The 17,103-nt window shown below is 69.9% G+C and carries 12 protein-coding genes and 4 pseudogenes; 13 read left to right on the forward strand and 3 right to left on the reverse strand.

The window, feature by feature from the left end:
• The first annotated feature begins 260 nt into the window (after positions 1–260).
• Positions 261–1,451, forward strand: a pseudogene (locus tag RV983_RS36120) (PP2C family protein-serine/threonine phosphatase).
• A gap of 97 nt (positions 1,452–1,548) precedes the next feature.
• Here the strand turns inward: RV983_RS36120 and RV983_RS36125 are convergent.
• Positions 1,549–1,765, reverse strand: a pseudogene (locus RV983_RS36125) (IS5/IS1182 family transposase); the annotation flags it as partial.
• A gap of 237 nt (positions 1,766–2,002) precedes the next feature.
• Here RV983_RS36125 and sigJ point away from each other — a divergent pair.
• From sigJ to RV983_RS36185, 12 genes and pseudogenes are all read left to right on the forward strand, one after another.
• The gene (sigJ, locus tag RV983_RS36130) at positions 2,003–2,893 is read left to right on the forward strand and encodes an RNA polymerase sigma factor SigJ (RefSeq protein WP_475989930.1); all 891 of its coding nucleotides are present in this window, start codon (positions 2,003–2,005) and stop codon (positions 2,891–2,893) included.
• A gap of 181 nt (positions 2,894–3,074) precedes the next feature.
• Positions 3,075–4,013, forward strand: a complete 939-nt coding sequence (locus RV983_RS36135) for an NADP-dependent oxidoreductase (protein ID WP_475989931.1) — start codon at positions 3,075–3,077, stop codon at positions 4,011–4,013.
• Between the two features lie 5 nt (positions 4,014–4,018).
• Positions 4,019–4,492: a cupin domain-containing protein gene (locus RV983_RS36140; RefSeq protein ID WP_475990558.1), complete on the forward strand. Its 474-nt coding sequence runs from the start codon at positions 4,019–4,021 to the stop codon at positions 4,490–4,492.
• A gap of 124 nt (positions 4,493–4,616) precedes the next feature.
• Positions 4,617–5,075 carry a carboxymuconolactone decarboxylase family protein gene (locus RV983_RS36145; protein ID WP_475989932.1) on the forward strand — a complete coding sequence of 153 codons (459 nt, stop codon included), beginning with the start codon at positions 4,617–4,619 and terminating at the stop codon, positions 5,073–5,075.
• Positions 5,076–5,349: 274 nt separating this feature from the next.
• A pseudogene (locus RV983_RS36150) lies at positions 5,350–6,176 on the forward strand (IS3 family transposase); the annotation flags it as partial.
• 302 nt (positions 6,177–6,478) lie between these two features.
• On the forward strand, positions 6,479–7,039 hold the full coding sequence (locus RV983_RS36155; protein WP_475989933.1) for a hemerythrin domain-containing protein: 561 nt from the start codon (positions 6,479–6,481) through the stop codon (positions 7,037–7,039).
• 125 nt (positions 7,040–7,164) lie between these two features.
• Entirely contained in the window at positions 7,165–7,431 is a 267-nt protein-coding gene (locus RV983_RS36160) for a DUF4235 domain-containing protein (RefSeq protein ID WP_475989934.1), read from the forward strand.
• Between the two features lie 1,510 nt (positions 7,432–8,941).
• Positions 8,942–9,247 (forward strand): annotated as a pseudogene (locus RV983_RS36165) (MmyB family transcriptional regulator); the annotation flags it as partial.
• A gap of 321 nt (positions 9,248–9,568) precedes the next feature.
• Complete coding sequence (locus tag RV983_RS36170; protein ID WP_475989935.1) at positions 9,569–10,636, forward strand: polyprenyl synthetase family protein; 1,068 nt, start codon at positions 9,569–9,571, stop codon at positions 10,634–10,636.
• A 58-nt stretch (positions 10,637–10,694) separates the two neighbouring features.
• Positions 10,695–12,212, forward strand: a complete 1,518-nt coding sequence (crtI, locus tag RV983_RS36175; RefSeq protein WP_475989936.1) for a phytoene desaturase family protein — start codon at positions 10,695–10,697, stop codon at positions 12,210–12,212.
• A complete protein-coding gene (locus RV983_RS36180; protein WP_475989937.1) occupies positions 12,209–13,198 on the forward strand; it encodes a phytoene/squalene synthase family protein in 990 nt (329 codons plus the stop codon). The genes crtI and RV983_RS36180 overlap by 4 nt, the downstream gene beginning before the upstream one ends.
• Positions 13,195–14,211, forward strand: a complete 1,017-nt coding sequence (locus RV983_RS36185; protein WP_475989938.1) for a DUF5914 domain-containing protein — start codon at positions 13,195–13,197, stop codon at positions 14,209–14,211. The genes RV983_RS36180 and RV983_RS36185 overlap by 4 nt, the downstream gene beginning before the upstream one ends.
• Before the next feature lie 66 nt (positions 14,212–14,277).
• Here the strand turns inward: RV983_RS36185 and RV983_RS36190 are convergent, their stop codons facing one another.
• Together RV983_RS36190 and RV983_RS36195 are read right to left on the reverse strand one after the other, a co-directional pair.
• A complete protein-coding gene (locus tag RV983_RS36190) occupies positions 14,278–15,846 on the reverse strand; it encodes an FAD-dependent oxidoreductase (protein WP_475989939.1) in 1,569 nt (522 codons plus the stop codon).
• On the reverse strand, positions 15,837–17,054 hold the full coding sequence (locus RV983_RS36195; RefSeq protein ID WP_475989940.1) for a lycopene cyclase family protein: 1,218 nt from the start codon (positions 17,052–17,054) through the stop codon (positions 15,837–15,839). Before RV983_RS36195 ends, RV983_RS36190 begins: the two co-directional genes overlap by 10 nt.
• Between the last annotated feature and the right edge of the window lie 49 nt (positions 17,055–17,103).

Raw genomic sequence — 17,103 nt, forward strand, 5'->3', positions numbered from 1 at the left:
GGTGCAGCTACTGGACGGGCCGCGACTGAAGTGACCGCGCGGCGCGTCAACTCGGCATCAGCGAGAGGATCAGCCGTCACCCCGACCACCTGAGCACAGACCAAGCCCGGCGGCTCGAGGAGATCGTCACGCGTTGCGCGTTCGCAGCGACGACCCGCCCGCCCTCCTCACCTTCGCCAACGGCCTGAGCCAGGACCGTGACGCCGGCCATGTGATTCTGTCGTCCTGCGGGAGACAAGACGGCGGCAGTGGAGGTTGATGTGCAGGATGACCGGTTCGGACTGGCCGAGGTACTGGCCGCGGCCGAGCACGTCGCACCGGTGGACTCCCTCGACGTCGTGGCGCGTAGTCTGCGTGACCGCTTCGCTGCCCGGTACGTGTCGTTCCTGTTCGTCGATGTCGTCGGCCGACGACTGCTAAGGGTCCACGACACGGCTGCCGCGCAGCAGGAGGACCGTGCCGAACAGGTCCCTCTCGCGGACAGCAGCGTCTACGAGGAGGTGCTGCGCGATCAGCGCCCGGTGGTGGCACCGGCCTGCGCGCAGGGACAGCGGGTACTCGCTCCGGTCACCAACCGCGGCGACGCCATCGGTGTTCTGGAACTTTTCCTCTCCGAAGCCCCGGCGGAGGTAGTGACGCAGGTGGAGGAGGCGGCGCACGCGCTGGCGTACATCATCGTCACCGACCGGCGTTTCACCGACCTCTGCCATTGAGGCAATCGCACCACCACCGTCAGCCTGGCCGCGGAGATCCAGCGCCAGCTCCTGCCCGCGGCCTCAGCGTGCGAAGCCCCGCAGTTCACGCTCGCCGGCGCCTTGGTCCCGGCCTCGGACATCCCCGGCGACACCTACGACTTCAGCCTCGACACCGACACCCTGCACCTGTCGATTACCGACGCCATGGGCCACGACGTCAGCGCCTCCCTTATGGTTACGCTGCTGGTCAACGCCTCCCGCGGTGCCCGGCGTGCTGGGTGCGACCTTGCGGAACAGGCCCGCCTGACCCACCAGGCCATCCTCGCCCACGGCCACCGCACCTTCGCCACCGGCCAGCTCCTGCGCATCGCCTTGGACGGAAGTCGCGCTGAACTCGTCAACGCTGGACATCCCTGGCCGTTCCGGCTGCGCGACGGGGCGGTCACCGAGCTCCGCCTGGCCGTGAACATGGCCTTCGGCGTCCCCCACCAAGGTGCCTACCAGGTCCAAAAATTCGATTTGCAGCGTGGCGACCGCCTGCTGCTGTACACGGACGGCATGCAGGAACGCGATGCCCATGTCGTCGACCTGCCAGGCCTGATGCGCAGGACCGCCGACGAACACCCGCGGGAAGTCGTGCGCGCCCTGGTCGGAGCCGTTGCAGCCGCCTACGGCGGCCGACGGCCCAGGGACGACGCCACTGTCCTATGCCTGGACTGGCACGGCCCCCGCGACGGCATCCGCGCAGCCGTCTGACCTGAGTGCGGGGCGGAGCCGGATCCCGCGCCGCGCTTCCCGGAGGTCTGAGGGCGTACCTGGAATACGGATGGCTGATCGCTCCAGGGCGCGTATTCGAGGCTCGAAGGTGGAGGCCGGCGAGGTAGCTCGCCGGCGTCTTGTCGTAGCGAGTGGCCGATGCCTCGCCATGCCTTCAGCTTGTTGATCAGGCGCTCGACGGTGTTCCGCTCCTTGTAGAGGTCGGTGTCGTGGCTGACGGGCCGACCGCCCTTGTTGCCCTTCTTCTTGCGGTTGGCGGCCTGGTCCCTCTTCTCCGGGATGACGGCCTTGATGTGGGAGCACGCGCTCACAGGCCCACCGGCGACCCGATACGCACGGGCCGGGAAAGCGGACCTCGCAGCGAAACGTCCCGCTGCTGAGCACGCCACACGCCGGCACTATCCCCAAAGCGGCTTGATCGGGACTTACCGTGTCAGAGCGGGTCGGCTCGCTTCCGCGGAGCTGTCTTCGAAGATCCTCGGATCGAAATAGCTAGGCTGCATCTGCAACTGGAGGAGGGTGCGATCTGTATGGGTGACGGGCACGGGCCCGGAGCGTCTGAGCAGCAGGACCCGCTCGGAGGTGAATGGGAGAGGCACCAGCCCGCGGTCTTCGGCGTGGCCTACCGGCTGCTGGGGACGGTGGCCGATGCCGAGGATGTCACCCAGGACGTGTGGCTGCGGGCGGCCGGAGCGGATCTGCAGGACATCGGTGATCTGCGGGCCTGGCTGGTGACGGTGGCCGCGCGACGGTCGTACGACATCCTCAAGAGCGCCCGCTTCCGCCGGGAGACCTATGTCGGGCCGTGGCTGCCGGAGCCGCTGCTGACAGGACCGGACGCGTCGCAGCCGGTACTCGTCGACGAGTCCGTCAGCTCGGCGATGCTCCTGATCATGGAAGAGCTTAGCCCGCCTGAGCGGGTGGCATTCGTCCTGCACGATGTCTTCGGCGTTGAGTTCGGCCGGATTGCCGAAGTGCTGGAGGTCTCCGTGCCAGGTGCCCGGCAGCTCGCCTCGCGGGCACGACGGCGGGTGGCCAAGGCAAAGCAGTCCAAGCCGCAGGCATCGAAGGCGGAGCGCGAACGCGTCCTCACGGTCTTCCGCGCCGCCTACGAGGCCGGGGACCTGGAGGGTCTGGTCAGGCTCCTGCACCCGGACGCCGTCTATGTCACCGACGGCGGCGGCAAGGTCTCCGCGGCACGCAAGCTCATCCACGGCGGCGAGCGCGTCGCCGAAGTCATGGTGCGTACGGGACGCCAGTGGCACCCGGACCGCATCGACTTCGCCGAGGTCGGCGGCGAGCTAGCCCTCATCTTGCACCGGGAAGGCCGGGTCTACTCCGTCGACACCGTACAGATCACAGACGGTCTGATCACCGCGTACCGCAGGGTCCTCAATCCCGACAAACTCGTGCGCGTCTGAGTTGTCACACCCGGAGAGGCTGCCTCGTCTCCCTGGTGAGAACGAACAGCGGGCGACGAAGGAATACGCCCGAGCAGGTGAGATCGATCATGCGGCACGGCATACATCCACCTGCAGCCGCTACGAGCCCTGCGCGCGAGCGTTGTGCGCGCGGGTCGCCCCTCCGCAGTAAAGGACCTATATGCAAGCCATCACTGTCCGAGACCGTGACGCCGGCCTTGCCGGGATGTCCCTGACGGACATCCCCTACCCCCATGCGGCCGAGAACGACGTCATCGTGCGAGTGCACGCCGCCGGCTTCACCTCTGGCGAGCTGGACTGGCCCGCCACGTGGACCGATCGCGCCGGCCGCGACCGGACGCCGAGCGTGCCCGGGCACGAGCTGTCCGGTGTCGTCGTAGAGCTGGGGTACGGCACCACCGGCCTGAGCGTCGGACAGCGGGTGTTCGGTCTGGCCGACTGGACCCGTAACGGCACGCTCGCCGAGTACACCGCGGTGGAGGCCCGCAACCTCGCCCCGCTGCCGGCGGACATCGACCACACCGTGGCCGCCGCGCTGCCGATCTCCGGGCTGACCGCCTGGCAGGGCCTGTTCGACCACGGCCGCCTCACCACAGGCCAGACCGTCCTGATCCATGGTGCCGCAGGCGGCGTCGGCTCGATCGCGGCACAGCTCGCCCGTGAGGCCGGCGCCCGTGTCATCGGCACCGGCCGGGCCTCCGGCCGGGACAGGGCACTGGCACTCGGCGTTGACATCTTCATCGACCTGCAGACCGACAAGCTGGAGGACGCCGGCGACGTCGACGTCGTGTTCGATGTCATCGGCGGCGACATCCTCGACCGCTCGGCCGCCCTGGTCCGCCCCGGTGGCACGCTGGTCAGCATCATCCTGCCGCCCAAGGTCCGGCCCAAGGACGGGCAGGCGGTCTTCTTCGTCGTCGAACCCGACCGCGCCCGGCTCGCCGATCTCGCCACGCGGGTGAGGGACGGCCGCCTCAAGCCGGTCGTCGGTGCTGTACGGCCGCTCGCCGAGGCACCCGCCGCGTTCGCCCCCGGCAAGCGCATCCCAGGCAAGACGATCATCCGCGTTACTGAAGATGAATCAGGAGACCCATCGTGATCGGAATGCGAATCGCCGCCGGCCTCATGGGTGTCGCCACGCTGACTGCGGCCACGGCCTGCTCGACCTCGGACCAGCCCACCCACGCCAAGGGCACGACCGCGGCCGTGGTATCGCCTGCGGCCATGGCATCGACACGCCCCACCGAAACCCTCAAGCCGCTGCTCCAGCAGGCCCTTCCGAATGTGAAGGGCAAGACGTTCACCTCGGTAATCGTCGACTTCCCGCCCAACGCACGTGCGATGCCGCACCGGCACGGCCAGGCGTTCGTCTACGCCTACGTCCTGGAAGGCACCGTGCGCAGCCAGCTCGCCGGCAAGCCCGTGAGTACCTACCACCAGGGCGACAACTGGGTCGAGCCACCGGGTGCCCACCACGTCCTCACCGAGAACACCAGCCCGACCGAACGGGCCAGGCTCCTGGTCGTCTTCGTCTCCAACACCGGAGACAAGCTCAAGGTCGACGACCCGGCGTCGTAGCCCGGGGCACGCAGCGGGCGGCACCGCCCCGCCCACCACTCGGCCCCTGCCAAACACATCCGATCGGCCGCCCCCATGCACGCCAAGTGCGCGGCGCAGGCCACCCGAACGAATCGAAGGAATCATGACCGACCCCCAGCGCGTCGACATCGGCAAGCAGCACCCGGCCGCCTACAAGACGCTCATCGCCCTGTCGTCACAGGTGGAAGAGGCCGCCGCCGCAGCAGGCCTCGACCCGCTCCTGGTCGAACTGCTGAGGATCCGCACCTCCCAGATCAACGGCTGCTCGTTCTGCCTGCGCATGCACACCCGTGACGCCCTTAAGAAGGGCGAAAACCCTGACCGGATCGCCGTGCTGCCCGCGTGGGCAGAGACCGGCTACTTCTCCGAGACGGACCGCGCCGCCCTCCGCCTGACCGAGGCGATCGCAAGCGTGTCGGACGGACATGTCAGCGATGAGGACTACAACGCCGCCGCGGCCGTACTCACCGCAGACCAGGCCTCGGCAATCGCCTGGCTGGCAACCGTGATGAACGCTTTCAACCGCGTCGCGATCACCAGCCGGTACCCCGTCGGCAGCTGACCTCGACGGTGACACTGGCGGTGATACGGGCTGCCGCAGCCTCCACCGTCGTGAAGATGATGGTGGAATCACTCGGGCAGCTTGTGGGAGCTGCCCCGGCCCGCACAAGCGCGGAGGCCTCCGACGGCGTACCTGCGCGGGGAACGGCCAGGGGAGCCGGGTCGAGCCGCTTGTCCATGTCGAGGCGGAAGGTGCCGTACGGGTTTGAGGTGATCCCCGTGGTGTGGACGCACCTGACAATGGATCTTGTCGATCCTGGAAGGTGTAGATCCACGTGGCACGGCCCTCGAAGTACAGTGCGGAGTTCCGGTCCGACGCGATCGCGTTGTGGCGGGCTTCGGCCGGTAGGCGGACGTTCAAGGACGTCGCGGCCGATCTGAACGTCACCCCCGAGACGCTGCGGACCTGGGTGCGTGACGCCGACGGCCGTCCAGCCGCTGCCGGAGCGTCGCAGGACACCGAGGCCGAGCTGACCCGGCTGCGGGCGGAGAACGCGCGACTGGCCAGGGCGGAGAAGGAATGGCAGCTCGAGCGGGAGATCCTGGGCCGGGCAGCGGCGTATTTCGCCCGGGAGATGAAGTGAAGACCGCCGCTTGGGACTTCGTCTCCACCCACGCCGAGATGTTCGGCATCAAGCGGATATGCCGGGTACTGGAGATCTCCCGCTCGGGCTACTACCGGTGGATCGCCGGCGCCAAGGCGCGAGCGGAGCGGCAGGCCGCCGATGTCGTGCCGGTCGCCGAGATCCGTGAGATCCACGCCGAACACCGTGGGAACTGCGGCGCGCTGCGGGTCCATGCCGAACTGCGTGGCTTCGGTCACACGGTCAACCGCAAGCGGGTGGCCAGGCTGATGCGCAAGCACGGCATCGTCGGCCGTCACCTGCGCAAGAAGAAGCGAACCACGGTCCCGGACCGCCTCGCGCCGCCGGTGGCAGACCTGGTCCAGCGGGACTTTACCGCCAGTACGCTGGACGAGAAGTGGTGCGGCGACATCACATACGTGCAGGTCGGAGCCGTCTGGCTCTACCGCGCCTGTGTCATCGACATCCGCTCGCGCCGGGTGCTCGGCTACTCGATGGCCCCGCACATGCGCGCCGAGTGCTCCGTTGAGTTCCCCACCTCCGTCGGCGCGTGTCGAGACGGCGGAAGCGGGGTGGCGACGAGAGCAGCGCAGCAGCCCAGGGCACCGAAGGCATCAAGACCCGTGTCGGCGGACGGTAGCGGCGCCAGCCACCGATCTGACGGGCTCGACGAGAGCCGGGAGGAGCGCCGGCCGGCAGGGGGGAAGATCATTCAGCCAGGTCCGTGGACCCGGATGGTGGCGTTAGCCGGTTGCGTGTGCCGGGAACGAATCCGGGCTGAAACTTGGGGACAACCTGAAACCGGGAGACGGTGAGCTGCATGGGACACGGCGGAAACGTCATCGAGGAACTGGTCGCCGATCATCGCGAGGTAGACAGTCTCCTCGGCAAGATCGCGGCGCTGCCCAAAGGCGACAAGGAGCGCAGGCGTCTGGCCGACGAGGTGACCAGGGAACTCGTCCGTCACTCGGTGGCGGAGGAGATGTACCTCTACCCTGCGGTGCGGGAACACGTGCCCGGCGGCGATGCGCTGGCGGACCAGGAGCTCCAGGACCACGCGGGGATCGAACAGACCCTCAAGGATCTCGAAGGACGAGACAGCGACGACCCGCAGTTCGGCGAGCTGATCCAGCACCTGATCTCCGAAGTCAGCGAGCACGTCAGGGACGAGGAACAGCGCCTGTTCCCGCTGCTTGCCGACGCGTGCTCCGTGGAGCAGCTTGACGACCTCGGCGACAAGATCCGCGCTGCCAAGAAGATGGCGCCCACTCGTCCGCACCCCAGCGCCCCCGACACCCCGCCGGGCAACAAGCTGCTCGCACCCGGTGCGGGCCTGGTGGACCGGGTCCGCGACTTCGTCAGCGGCCGCGGCCGCTCCTGACCCCCCGACTTGGGTACTGGTCAGCCCTGTCGTGACGACTGGGGGTGTGAACGAGTCAAGGAAGGGCCTTGGCATTGGCTGGCACTCCAGGCGGGCGAGTCCCTCCGCCGGGTCAGGAGATATCGATGAAAGCCTCGAAGGTTGCTTACAAGCCGGTTGGCTTGGCCTTGGGCGCCGTGAGTGGCATGGTGGCCGGAGCGATGTTCAAACAGCTCTGGAAGACCCTGGGCCATGACGCGAACGCCCCGGACGCCACTGACGAGGACCGCAGCTGGCCGGAAGTTCTGCTCTCTGCCACCTTGCAAGGCGCGATCTTCGCCGTGGTGAAGGCTGCAGTGGACCGGGGTGGCGCCACCGCCACCCGCCGGCTGACGGGCACCTGGCCCGGCTGACCGCGCTCGCCGCCTTCACGGGCGAGACGCCGGAACCAGTCCGGCCCGATGCCGTCGCAGGCGGCAGGATCCACTGATAAAGCGATCGGCGCGATCCGGGCGGTCCGGGTGAAGGGCTGGGAGCGGCTCCTTCCGACAGGACCTGCGGCTCTCAAAGCTGCCGCACCACAAGACGCTGGACGAGTACTTCCTGGAACACGTGGAGGGGCCCTGGCGCCATACCGGCACCAGGGCCCCGAAGGAACTGCAACACCATCTGCCGGCCCTAATCCTGCGCCGGCCTCATGTTTCCGCAGGCCCGACGGAGGTGCTGTCGGGGATGCGGGGATCGCGGATGCGTGACCGGAGACCACCTCACTATCGATGTCCTGCGGTACCCGGGCTCAGACTTCCGCCCGGGCGATCCTGACGGCGCTCAACTCCTCCGTTCTTCCCTCTGGAATCAATCACTCACTAACAGGGGACTGTGTGATGCCGGTGATGCAACTGCTCGGTGGCCTGCGAGAGCGCCACCCTTCGACAGCCAGCCCCGTCGCCCGTCCTGCGTCCGCTCTGGCTTGGAACCCCACTGCCGAACTTCCCGGTGCGCGCGCCTGCAGCCGACGCCTTCACCGAGGTCCTGCTCACTGATTTCACTGCTTGGTACTGCGAACTGCACTTACGAGCATTGCCACTTCGTCAACTGCGGCACTGCCCACGGCGGCCCCTGATCACTGCGGGCCACCCGGTCCGGCCGTCAGCCCCGTCGCCGTCCTGCAACAACCTGGCTTCGGAACTCCACCACCGCACCGTCCTGCGTACTGCACGTGCGTGTACTGCTGCCCGCCAGTTCGTCTCTGCCGGGCCTACTGTCTCTCTGGGCTACGAGAGAAACCATAACCACGCCACCGCCCAATGTCTACTTCGGCGAACATAGATTTCCGCCCGTTCATGGGTGAGGAACCGACCTCGACCGGCGGCAGGGAGCAAAGCCGCTACCTTCTCCCAGATCAATCTGCTGGCTGCGCGAGCAGCTGCTCGCCCACCGGCCGTCGCCCGCCGGGGTTCGCCTCAGCCGCAGCGGCCTCTTCATGCCCGGTGTGCGCCTGGCTTCGCCGTGGTGCAGAACATCCCGGGCGTGACTGCTCCTACTTCCGGCAGAGCCCCCGTCGCCGGGCAATGGCAGGGGCTCTGTCACTTGCATCCCGTCGCTTGCCGCCGGAGGGGGCCGCACTCTGGTGTGCGGTCCGTCCAGCGAAACTGGAGCCCCCAAGGGCGGCGCCGCCCTCCTCACATCGGCGGCGCCCTGGGCGCGGGCATCCACGAGCGGGGCGGGTACTGTTGGTTTCAGAGGGCTCTGCTCACCCCCCCCGGGCGGAGCCCTCCACCATGAGTCGACCCGCCGCATCGCCGCGCCGGGGCCGAGTTTTTTGCTCAGATCCGAAGCGCCCAATCCGGGCACATGTCACGGCCGCCACCGAGCGGCTGGTGCGGGGGACCAGGCGGCTTCCTCCACGGCCACCGACCCGACCGCACTGAGGCAGGCCGTAACCCCCACGACAAGGACCCGCACGACCTCGTCGGCGAACTCTCCACCCGCAGCGACGCCTTCCGCACTCGCTGGGGCGCCCACAACGTCCGTCACCACGACACCGGCACCAAGCGCTACCACCACCACGCAGTCGGCGACCTCACCCTCGCCTACGAAGGACTGGAGATGGCGGCCGAGCCTCGTCTCACTCTCACCAGCTGCACCGCCGAAGAGAGCCTTCGCCTCCTCGCGTCCTGGGCAGCCACCCAAGAAGAGGACGCCTTTACCCACCGGGCCAACGGCTGACCGCACCGCCACAGAGCCAGCGTCGACTGCCGCCGAAATGCGGGAGCACGGACGGGCCGCACGCTGGTCCGGCACGAGAATCGGACAAGGCGGGGCACGCAGCGGCTTGCGGATGCGGAGTGAAGGGACCGGTGTCACAGTCGGACGACGGTAATCACCGGCCGGTCATGCCTTCCGGAGCCACTGGGAACGTTCGCATCCGTCCTGCGCTGTAGGCGGTTGTCCAACAGGGAGCCGCCATTGCTCCGGCGGGGCGCGGCCGGCTGGCTCCTCGATCGAGAGGCTGACGTGCAGAGCTCAGAAACGGGATCGGACACCGACGTGGTGGTCCAGGTCGAGGCCGAGCTCCGTGCCTGTACGGCCGAGCGGCGTATGGACGTCCTCGATGTCGCGCCGTGCTCCGTTCCTCTGGCTGACGCACTGATGGCGTTCGTGCTGCGGGGAGGTGCCCGGATGCGTGCGCGATGCGTGTGGTGGGGCTGGCTCGCCGGTGGCGGCCCGGACGCGGGGGAAGCAGCCCGGTTTCCGATCGGGCTGGCTGTGGCGCTGGAGCTACTGCAGGCGTCGGCGCTGGTGCACGATGACGTGATGGACGGCTCGCGGACGCGGCGCGGCGGTCCGGCGCTGCACGTTCACTTCCGCACGGCGCATCGCCATGCCGGGTGGGTCGGGGACGCCACTGCCTATGGTGCGGCCCAGGCGGTGCTCGCCGGGGACCTCGCCCTTGTGTGGGCGGAAGACGTGTTCCGATCCGTTCCGCTGGACCCTTCAGCGCGACGGCGTGCCGAGCACGTATGGCGGGTCATGCGCTCCGAGATGGTGGCGGGCCAGCACCTTGACCTGCAGTTGCAGGCGGAAGGCTCGGACTGCCCGGAGGCGGCGCTGCACGCCGCCGAACTGAAGTCCGCCCTGTACAGCGTCGCCCGCCCATTGGAATTGGGCGCTGTCGCGGCCGGCGCCACGGACGAGGCCGCGGGTGTCCTCCACGAATTCGGCCGCCGGATCGGGCTGGCGTTCCAGCTCCGCGACGACCTGCTGGGTGTCTACGGGGATCCTGCGCAGACGGGCAAACCGTCGGGCGACGACATCCGTTCGGGGAAGCGGACCTACCTGACGGCCATGGCGACGCAGTTGGCGCGGGTGTCCGGGTCGTTGCACGCCGAGGAACGGATCCGCGCCACGCTGGGCGACCCTCTGGCGAGCGGCGCGGCACTCGACGCCTTCCGTGAACTGCTGCGTCGACTCGGAGCTGTGCGGGCGGTGGAGGACCGCATCGCCGATCTGGTCGAGGATGCCGTTGCCATGCTCGCGCGCGCCGCCCTCCCCGCGGACAGTGTCCTCGCGTTGCAACGCCTGGCCCGGCGGATCACCGCCGTCGCCATCGTGTGACCCGATACCGCTGCTGCGGCAGCAGCCCACTGCGTGACCGAAGAAGGGTGCATCGCCGATGAGGACCATTCAGGGCCCCACCGACCACGTTGTGGTCGTGGGATCCGGGCTGTCAGGTCTCGCGGCCGCACTGCACCTACTGGGCGCGGGGCGCCGGGTGACCGTGGTCGAACGTGCACCCGGACCCGGCGGGCGGGCCGGTCTGCTCGAGCTCGACGGCTACCGCATCGACACCGGTCCCACGGTGCTGACCATGCCGGATCTGCTCGAGGAGGCGTTTGCGGCCACCGGCGGATCCCTTGCCGCCCGCGTGGAACTGCTGCCTCTGCACCCCGCCTACCGGGCGCAGTTCGCCGGCGGGACCACCCTTGACGTGCATACCGACCCTGCCGTGATGGAGCCCGAGGTCGCTCGGTTCGCCGGCGGGCGAGAGGCCCTGGGGTACCGGCGCCTGCGTTCCTGGCTGAGCGAGCTGTACCGGGTGCAGATGCGCAGTTTCATCGATGTCAACCTGGACTCGCCGCTGTCGCTGCTCACCCCCGACCTGGCCAGGCTCGCCGCACTCGGCGGTTTCGGCCGGCTCCAGCCGCGCATCGCCCGGTTCATCAAGGACGAGCGCCTCCAGCGAGTCTTCTCCTTCCAATCCCTGTACGCCGGAGTACCGCCCGCCCGCGCGCTGGCCGCCTACGCCGTGATCGCCTACATGGACACCGTCGCCGGCGTGTACTTCCCGCGCGGCGGCATGCACGCCGTCGCCCGAGCCCTTGCCGCCGAAGCCATCGACGCCGGGGCCGACGTCCGCTACAACAGCGAGGTCGCAACCCTGGAGCGCGCCTACGGGGGCCGGGTCACGGCGGTTCGGACCGCCGAGGGCGAGCGGATCCGCTGTGATGCAGTCGTCCTCACCCCCGACCTGCCGGTGGCGTACCGGCTGCTGGGCCGCATTCCTCGGCGGCCGGTTCGGATGCGCTGGTCCCCCTCCGCGTTTGTGCTGCACGCCGGGACCCGCCGGACCTGGTCGCACCTCGCCCATCACACCATTTCCTTCGGTGGCGCCTGGAGCCGCACCTTCGACGAACTGACCCGGCACGGATGCCTGATGAGCGATCCCTCCCTGCTCATCACCCGTCCCACCACCACCGACCCCTCGCTCGCCCCGGAAGGGCGCAACCTGCACTACGTCCTCGCGCCCTGCCCGAACCTGGAGACCGGCCCCATCGACTGGCATCAGGTCGCACCCGTGTACCAGGAGCGGCTCATGGTGGAACTGGAGAAGCGCGGCCTGGAGGGCTTTCGGGCATCCGTCGAGACCCGGGTCGCCGTCTCGCCCGCCGACTGGGCGGCTGTGGGGCATGCCGCGGGCACACCCTTCTCCGCCGCGCACACTTTCGCGCAGACCGGTCCCTTCCGAGCGCGCAATCTCGTCCGCGGGGCCGAGAACGTGGTCCTGGCCGGCTGCGGCACCGTACCGGGCATCGGAATCCCCACGGTGCTGATCTCCGGGAAGCTCGCGGCCGCGCGTATCGCCGGGCACCGTGTCGCGGCCCGCCGCGACCTGCGAAGGCGCGTCCTGTGACCGTCCGGGAACTCGACGCCGCCGGCATCACCGAACCCCGGGTGCGCGCCGCCTACACACGTTGCCGCGCCCTCAACGCCCAGCACGGCAGGACCTACTTCCTGGCCACCCGCCTGCTCACGCCGGACCGGCGGCCCTTCGTGCACGCCTTGTACGGCTTCGCCCGGTGGGCCGACGACATCGTCGACGGCGATGGCGTGACCACTGCTGTGCGGCAACGGGCACTGATCGACCTGCAAGAGGTGCTTCTGGCGGGCCTGCGTGACGGCTGCGTCGACCATCCGGTCGTCACCGCGCTCGCCGACACCGTCCGCCGGCATCATCTGGACCACGCCTTGTTCACGGACTTCATGGTGTCCATGCGGATGGACCTGACCGTCACCGCCTATCCCACCTACGACGACCTGGCCCGCTACATGCACGGATCGGCCGCTGTGATCGGTCTTCAGGTCCTGCCCGTGCTCGGTACCGTCGTGCCCCGCGAGGAGGCCGAGCCCGCGGCCGCCGCGCTCGGCGTCGCCTTCCAGCTCACCAACTTTCTGCGCGACGTCGGAGAGGACCTGGACCTGGGTCGTGTGTACATCCCCGGCGACATCCTGACCGCCCACAAAGCCGACCGTGCGCTGCTGACCTGGTGCCGCGAACGCCGCACCACCGACCCCAGGGTCCGCGCGGCCCTGCGCGAGACCGCGGCGCTCACCCGCGGCGTGTACCGGCGGGCTGCCGCCGGCATCCCGCTGCTCGCGCCCGTCTCGCGTCCCTGCGTTCGTACGGCACTCGTGCTCTACCAGGGCATCCTCGATGAGATCGAGGATGCCGACTACCCGGTGCTGCACCGGCGCGTGGCCGTACCGCGCCTGCGCCGTGCCCGTGAGGCCGCGCGCGGCCTGCTCACCGTCGCATCGAGCCGCGTCGTCCACCGGGTGTGTCCGCACGCCGATGCGTACGGCGCCGCATCCGACACACGCGAGGAGTCGACCGTATGAGGCGTTCGAGCCGTCCGCTCACTCCGCTGGCCCGGCTCGACCGGGGCCGTTGGATAGACCAGCGACCCACATGGCGCGAGGCCAAACCGGCGATCATCGCGTCCGCGCTGAAGCGGGCCCAGGGCCGCCCGTCCGGCAACTGGTACGTGGCGGCGGCCGGCTCCGAGGTCAGCAGCCGCCGGATCACCGGTCGTACCGTGGCGGGTCTCGAAGTCGTGCTGTGGCGAGACCCCGGGGGGATGGTGCACGCCGCGCCCGGGATCTGCCCCCATATGGGCGCGCCGCTGTGCGAGAGCTCCCTGCGAAGCGGCACGATCGTGTGCCACTGGCACGGCCTTGCCCTGAAGGCCGCCGGTGTCCCTGGCTGGGAGCCCTACCCGGCCCACGACGACGGGCTGCTGGTGTGGGTCCGCCTGGACGCTGCCGGCGGTGAGACGCCCTCGCCGGCGCCGTTCGTTGCCCAGCGCCCGGCCGCCGACATGTCGCTCGCGACCGTCATGACGGTCGTCGGTCGCTGCGAGCCCGAGGACGTCGTCGCGAACCGGCTGGACCCCTGGCACGGCGCCTGGTTCCATCCGCACTCCTTCGCCGACCTGACGGTACGCCAGGCACCCGCGGCCCACGCCGAGGACATCAGGGACGCCGCTGCGGACTGTTTCCTCGTCGACGTCGCCTTTCGGGTGCGCGGACGCCTCGGCGTCCCCGTGCGAGCGGAGTTCACCGCACCCGGCCCGCGCACCGTGGTGATGCGCATCGTCTCCGGAGAGGGGGTTACCAGCGTCGTCGAGACGCATGCCACCCCCATGGGCGTCGGCTCCGACGGCCTGCCGCGCACCGCCGTGATCGAGGCCGTCGTCGCCCACTCGCAGCGGCAGGGCTTCGCTGTCGCGCGGCGTGCAGCGCCCCTGCTGCGCCCCCTGGTACGGCGCACCGCCACCCGCCTGTGGCGCGACGATCTCGCCTATGCAGAGCGCCGCTACGACCTGCGCAGCAAGGGCCGTTTCCCGGGGTGAGGACGGCCGGAGCGCCCCCCACCACGCCGACTCGGTCGTGATGAGGGCGCCCGGCGGCACATGGCTTCAGCTCAAGCGGGCCAGTGCGCGCAGTAAGCCGTTGCGCCCGCCTGAGGGAACCGACCACAGAGGGTGGCCCCGCACTCCCCAGGTGGACAGCAGAGCGTTGGCCGCCTGGACGCCCGTGGTCGCGGCGCGTTCCATCAAGGCCACCGGCAGCTCGGTGCGCACCAGGTCGCCGGCGAGCACCAGCCGGGAGTGGGCGGTGCGTACTGGGGGCCGGTCCTGGTAGCCGCCGACGTGGAAGAGGGGGCAGTCCTGGCGCCATTCGTGACGTACGTCGACCACGTTCGCGCCGGTGCACTCGGGGTAGATCCGCGACAGTTCGCGGATCATCGCGGCCTCGGTGCCCGTCCGGTCGGCGGCGGGGTCGACGGCGTATGCGTGGAGTTCCACGACGGACCCGGACGCCGCTTGCGCCCAGCGTGCCGCCTCGCCCTCCCACTGGCTCAGGACGCTGACGTTGTCGACAGGGCCGAAGCCGCTGGTGCCGAGGAAGCCCGGGCGGTCGCGGCGCACCGGGCGGTCAAGCCAGTAGCGCGAGACCAGGAACGGCGGCGCCTGCCGCAGGCTTGCGATCCCGGCGCGCCAGCGTTCGTCCCGCAGCCCCGGGGATGCCGTGACCACCGACTGCAGGCCGGCGCTGTCGAGGGCCAGGACCACCGCGTCGTAGCGGTCCTCGACGAGCCCCTGGGAGGAACCGGTGGTGGCGCGGGTCAGCCGGAAGCCGTCCGCGTCCGGCGTCAGGGCCAGGACCGTGGTCCCGGTGCGGACCGTTGCGCCCAGTGCGGTCAGGTGACCGCCGAGCGGGTTCCACAGCGCTTGCGGATAGGGCTCCGTGGGGACGTCGAAAAGCAGCCCTTCGGCGGACCCCAGGAAGTAGATGTGGAACATCAGCACCAGTTCGGCGGCCGACAGTTCGCCCGGATCGGCGAAGAAACTGCGGGAGAACACCTCGAACGCCAGGTCTCGGGCCTCCTTCGGGAAGCGGATGTCGTCCAGGAAGGCCTCCGCGCTGACGGCGTCCAGCCGCTCGTACACGTCCGGGACCCGCACATCCAGCAGCGGGAGGGCCGCCCGCGGGTTCATTCGGGCCAGACTCGACCAGCCGAAGCTGGGGCTGAGCGCGACGAAGCCCAGAACGCTCCATGGCGGTGTCCTGGGTACGTGGCGAAAGCTGTCGCGGGCGCCGGTGGCACGCCGCAACGGGTAGTCGGCCAGCGGCCGCAGCGAGCCGAGGGCGGGGTCGACCCGGCGCAGCAGCCCGCGCAGGTTGTAGTACTGGCGGAAGAAGGCGTGAAAGCCGCGGCTCATGGTTGCCGTCGAACCGTCGGCCAGAGTGGTCCGCCATCCGGCGGCCCGGCCGCCGAGCATCTCCGCCCGCTCGAGCAGGTCGACCCGGACGCCGCGCTCGGCGAGCGCGGTGGCCGCGGCGAGCCCGGCGATGCCCCCGCCCACCACGGCCGTGCGTGGCCCGGGAGGCGCGGCTCGCTCGGCACCACCCCTGGCCGGCCACAGGGCCGCCCGGCGGTCACGGCCGAGACGGACCGGCCGGTACGGGGGAGTCACGGGCATACGCCGGCCTTTCGCCGCGGGATCAAGGGGAGTTCGATCAGGGCGCGCAGCATGGCCGGGACCGGGGTGCTCAGGCCGATCGCCCACTCCTCGCGCAGGCTGGACGTGCCGTCGAGGAAGCGCAGCACCCGGTCCGGGGGATTGCGACGGAACAGCCCTTCGAAGAAGGCCGCCCCCCCGGCTTGACCGGTCGCCAAGGCGCGCAGCATGACGGCGTCCATGAGCCGGTGCCGCGCCGCGTGCGGCTGCGGGGGCTGCGGGACGCGGCCGGCGTGCCAGGCGGCGGCGACGACGGCCGACTGCCGCTGGATCGCGGCGAAGGTGTATCCGGTCGACGGGCGGGTGGCCCCGCCCGCCACACCGATCCGGAACACGCTGTCACCGGCTTGGCGTGGGAAGACGCCGTCCGTCATGGGGATCACTCCCTGCTCGACAGCGGTGACGGAGAGGGCACCCATCGGGCGTGTCGTACGTACGTATTCGGTCAACGCCGCGTCGTACGCGGCATCCGGCAGGGGCGCGGCGGAGAACACTGTGTACTCGACCAATGCCTCGCGGGGAGTGAACGGCAGCACGTAGGCGAAGGACAGTCCGCGTTCGGGCTGCCGGGTGCGGAAGTCCATCAGATCCGCGACGCCGGGCTCGAACCGGTCGTCGCGCGTGGTGACGAACCATCCCCGGAAGTGCTGCAGGAGGGTGGTGCGGGCGGCCGGAAGGTCACGTGGCGGCCGGGAGTCGAAGACCCAGCGTGCCTTCAGTCGTACGGGGTGCCCTGCCGCGTCCCGCCCGATCACCTCGGCGCCACCGGGCACGTCGCGCACCAGGGTCACCGTCGCCTCAACCGTCCGCACGTTGGACCGGTGCGCCAGCACGGCACCGATCTCGCGCAGGAAGTCGGTCGAGCGGATCATTTTGTACGCGCGCGGGGACGCGACCGACGTCGTGCGGCCGTCCCGGGCCGTGATCCGCATCCTGTGCCAACGAACGGAGACCAGGGAGTCGTACTCGCCTGGCTCGTCCTCCCAGAAACACCAGGTCCGGGCGGGGGAGCGCAGCGACGAACCGGCCGGGGGCTCCACGACGACGACCGAGGCGGGCCCGCGGTCGGGGGCCGGAAACGCCGTCAGCCGGTGGGCCAGGGACAGTCCGGCGGCGCCCGCCCCGACGATGACGACGTCGGCGGCACCTTCGAGGTGGGCCTTGGGCACGGATTCTCCCGAAATGGGGGGTGGGTGGACTCCGGTTGTGGCGATCCGA

This window comes from Streptomyces sp. RLA123 (assembly GCF_056270165.1).

Bases quoted from the DNA above. Each gene is read 5' to 3' on its own strand.
- sigJ (WP_475989930.1), top strand. From the start codon at position 2,003: ATGGGTGACGGGCACGGGCCCGGAGCGTCTGAGCAGCAGGACCCGCTC.
- RV983_RS36135 (WP_475989931.1), top strand. From the start codon at position 3,075: ATGCAAGCCATCACTGTCCGAGACCGTGACGCCGGCCTTGCCGGGATG.
- RV983_RS36140 (WP_475990558.1), top strand. From the start codon at position 4,019: ATGCGAATCGCCGCCGGCCTCATGGGTGTCGCCACGCTGACTGCGGCC.
- RV983_RS36145 (WP_475989932.1), top strand. From the start codon at position 4,617: ATGACCGACCCCCAGCGCGTCGACATCGGCAAGCAGCACCCGGCCGCC.
- RV983_RS36155 (WP_475989933.1), top strand. From the start codon at position 6,479: ATGGGACACGGCGGAAACGTCATCGAGGAACTGGTCGCCGATCATCGC.
- RV983_RS36160 (WP_475989934.1), top strand. From the start codon at position 7,165: ATGAAAGCCTCGAAGGTTGCTTACAAGCCGGTTGGCTTGGCCTTGGGC.
- crtI (WP_475989936.1), top strand. From the start codon at position 10,695: ATGAGGACCATTCAGGGCCCCACCGACCACGTTGTGGTCGTGGGATCC.
- RV983_RS36185 (WP_475989938.1), top strand. From the start codon at position 13,195: ATGAGGCGTTCGAGCCGTCCGCTCACTCCGCTGGCCCGGCTCGACCGG.
- RV983_RS36190 (WP_475989939.1), bottom strand. From the start codon at position 15,846: ATGCCCGTGACTCCCCCGTACCGGCCGGTCCGTCTCGGCCGTGACCGC.